At 36.1% G+C, this 2,959-nt stretch carries 1 protein-coding gene and 2 pseudogenes; 1 reads left to right on the top strand and 2 read right to left on the bottom strand.

Annotation, left to right across the window (positions count from 1 at the left end; translation table 11 throughout):
• A pseudogene (locus tag ACS72_RS03305) lies at positions 1–195 on the top strand (IS30 family transposase); the annotation flags it as partial.
• A 357-nt stretch (positions 196–552) separates the two neighbouring features.
• On the opposite strand, the gene ACS72_RS03300 reads toward ACS72_RS03305, so the two are convergent.
• Positions 553–2,508, bottom strand: a complete 1,956-nt coding sequence (locus tag ACS72_RS03300) for an alkyl/aryl-sulfatase (RefSeq protein WP_000693745.1) — start codon at positions 2,506–2,508, stop codon at positions 553–555.
• Between the two features lie 81 nt (positions 2,509–2,589).
• A pseudogene (locus tag ACS72_RS03295) lies at positions 2,590–2,850 on the bottom strand (integrase core domain-containing protein); the annotation flags it as partial.
• Positions 2,851–2,959 lie beyond the last annotated feature (109 nt).

Raw genomic sequence — 2,959 nt, 5'->3', positions numbered from 1 at the left:
ATGAATGGTTTAATTAGGCAATATTTACCTAAAGGGATTGATTTAAATCAGGCAGATCAGCATTATTTAAATCAAGTTGCCATGTCACTGAATACTCGTCCTAGAAAAGCGTTAGATTGGCTTACACCATTAGAGAAATTTGCTCAGCTTGTTGATTATCATAAGACTTTTCAAACTGTCGCACCTCATGTTTGAATTCGCCCTAATATAAAAGCTTATTTTCAATAAAAAACACATCATAATACCCCCTTGCCTTTTAACCACAAAAATATTGAAGTTATTATTTAGAAGCAATTAATAGAAAAATAAACAAATCTTTTTTAAACAAGCTACTAATAAAAATATCTCCATCGAAAATAAAGTATAAAAATTCAAAAACCATTTAATAAAGTATCAATAGAGTTAAAATACATATAGCTTACTTTTAATTTTAAAGAGGAATACAAGAAATAATTTCTTGTATTCCTGTTATAAGATTGGGAGAACCAAGTTGATAATTTCACCCATTTCTTTGGATCTATTAATTTAAGTTTCGACTTTACTTATTTGAGCTTAGCCATTTGGTCGAGTCACAATCGGGAAAATTGAATCTGGACGTTTAAACATTGCAAAGAATTTTCCAATTTTCAGTGGATTACCTTTGACTTTACTGTCTTTAGAAAGCAGGACTTTTACCCCTTCTATTTGACCTGTAATCATTTTTAGATATAAGGGCTTGGTTAAGGTTAATGTAGGGCAATCCAATGCCAAATCTTTACTTTCATCATAACGCTTAAACTGCATGACTGAGTTTTCAACCCATAATGAAAAATGCTCTTTGGTATCCGACAAAACCAGATTGATACACTGGTTTTCATTTTTTAAATTTTCCACATCTAAATTTGTCGCCATAGCTTCAAGAAATCTTTCAGTTGGTGTATGAATCAATAAATCACTCGGATCAGAAGTATTTTGTAGGGGTACATTATTTTGTAGCTCTTGAGCGCCCACCAAAAAGAAATTACGCCAAGTTGAAGCCTCAGCAGCATAGCCCAATTGACGATAAGTATTCGCCAATAAGTCTTTTGCTTGTTGGTTTTGAGGGTTATTCAACACAATATGTTTTAAAATCTCGGCAGCCCATCTATAGTCAGCTTGAGCGTAGGCATCCCGCGCATTTTTCAATGCATTGTTCTCCCCACCTGCTAACTCAATATATTTTTTTGCAACAGCTTTAGGGGGTAATGGATCTAAATTGGAAGGATGGGCATCGAACCATCCCATATAATATTGGTATACTGCTTTTACATTATGTTTTAGGGTTCCATAATAGCCATGAGCATATAGTTTTTGATCAAGTGCCGCTGGAAGCTTAATTTTTTCGGCAATTTCAGCGCCATTAAAACCAGAGTTCATATATCTCACCGTCTGATCATGCGTGAACTTATAAACATCTCGCTGGGTTTTAATAAAATCTTGAATATTGTCATTGCCCCAGACAGGCCAATGATGCTGTGCAATCAATACATCGGATGCTTTGGCATGCTGCATTGCTTGGTCTAGATAGCCCACCCATTTTAAGGCATCACGGACTTTAGCACCCCGAAGGGTATAAAGATTATGCATGGTATGAGATAGAATTTCTGCGCCGTTATAAAGTTTCAATGATGGGATAGAGAACGTTAATTCTGCTGGTGCTTCTGAACCCGGCACGTTATAAAACACAAAATCCAAGCCATCAACCGTCATTTTCTGTTCTGGTTGAGTGATCAGTTGTGTAGGCTCAAGGATGCCCATTTTTCCCACAGCAACAGCCTTACCTAAACCTGTATCCACCAATCCTTCCGCATTTTTAGGTAGAAAAGTTCCATACATATAAGTCGCACGACGTATCATGGCTGAACCTGCCATCACATTTTCACTGGTCGCTTCTTCCATAAAGCCTTTTGGCGCAATAATTGGAGTTTTTCTAGCGTTAATTTCTTCGCTAGAAAGAACGCCTAATGCACCACCAAAATGATCGATATGGCTATGGGTAAAGATAATGGCTGAAATTTTTTGCTCACCTAAATGCTGTCTAGCAAATTTAAGTGCTGCTTCAGCCGTTTCTTTAGAGGTTAATGTATCCACAATAATCCAGCCAGTATCACCCTGAATGATGGTCATATTTGCCAAATCAAAACCACGAATTTGCCAAACTCGATCTGTTACTTTAAATAGCCCAACATTGTTGTTTAATTTTGCTTGTCGCCATAGAGTGGGATTAACGGTATTTGGTGCTTGATCTTGTAAAAAACTAAATGCATCAAAATCCCAGATAACATTGCCTTTCTCACTTTTAATTTGACCTGTTGGCTTGGCAATAAAGCCCTTTTGAGCCTGATTAAACTCAGTCATATCCTCTAAGTTATACTTCGCCTTATATGTATTATTTGATTCAATGACCGCTTTTTCTACTACAGTATTTGCTGCAAAAACAGAAAATGGCAGAATAAGCATCAATGAAACTGTTAAAAACTTAATTTTCATCTTCTTTCCTTTTTTTAAATAGAGGTGGTCCCACATGTTTGAACAACTAAAAGCTTATTTATAAGTGATACTCTGCTCTAGTTAAGCTACCTTATTTTGTTGTGGTAGCTGGTCATAGTAAAACTCATCTGGAGTCATTTTGTCCAGACTCGAATGAGGTCGTTTCAAATTATAAAATTCAAAATATGCGTTTAATTGCTTCTTCGCATCCAAAACATTGCTGTAGGCTTTGAGATACACCTCTTCATATTTAACGCTCCGCCATAATCGTTCAACCATCACATTATCAACCCATCGACCTTTACCATCCATGCTGATTTGGATGTCATTTGATTTCAATACATGGCAGAGTAAAACTTGAAGTGCGACATAAACCACCTAATTAATTTAAAGGGTTTATGGAGTATATAAAATTGTCATACCATCATCTTAACTTTGAAGATCGTACTGC

It is taken from the genome of Acinetobacter sp. VT 511 (assembly GCF_001077515.1).
Taxonomy (GTDB): Bacteria; Pseudomonadota; Gammaproteobacteria; order Pseudomonadales; family Moraxellaceae; genus Acinetobacter; species Acinetobacter schindleri.
The sequence above is the reverse complement of the archived record's forward strand: the minus strand, read 5'-3'. Positions and strand labels throughout refer to the sequence as shown.

What these genes read in the sequence shown, in the direction of transcription:
- ACS72_RS03300 (WP_000693745.1), bottom strand. Translation starts at nt 2,508, where the DNA reads ATGAAAATTAAGTTTTTAACAGTTTCATTGATGCTTATTCTGCCATTT.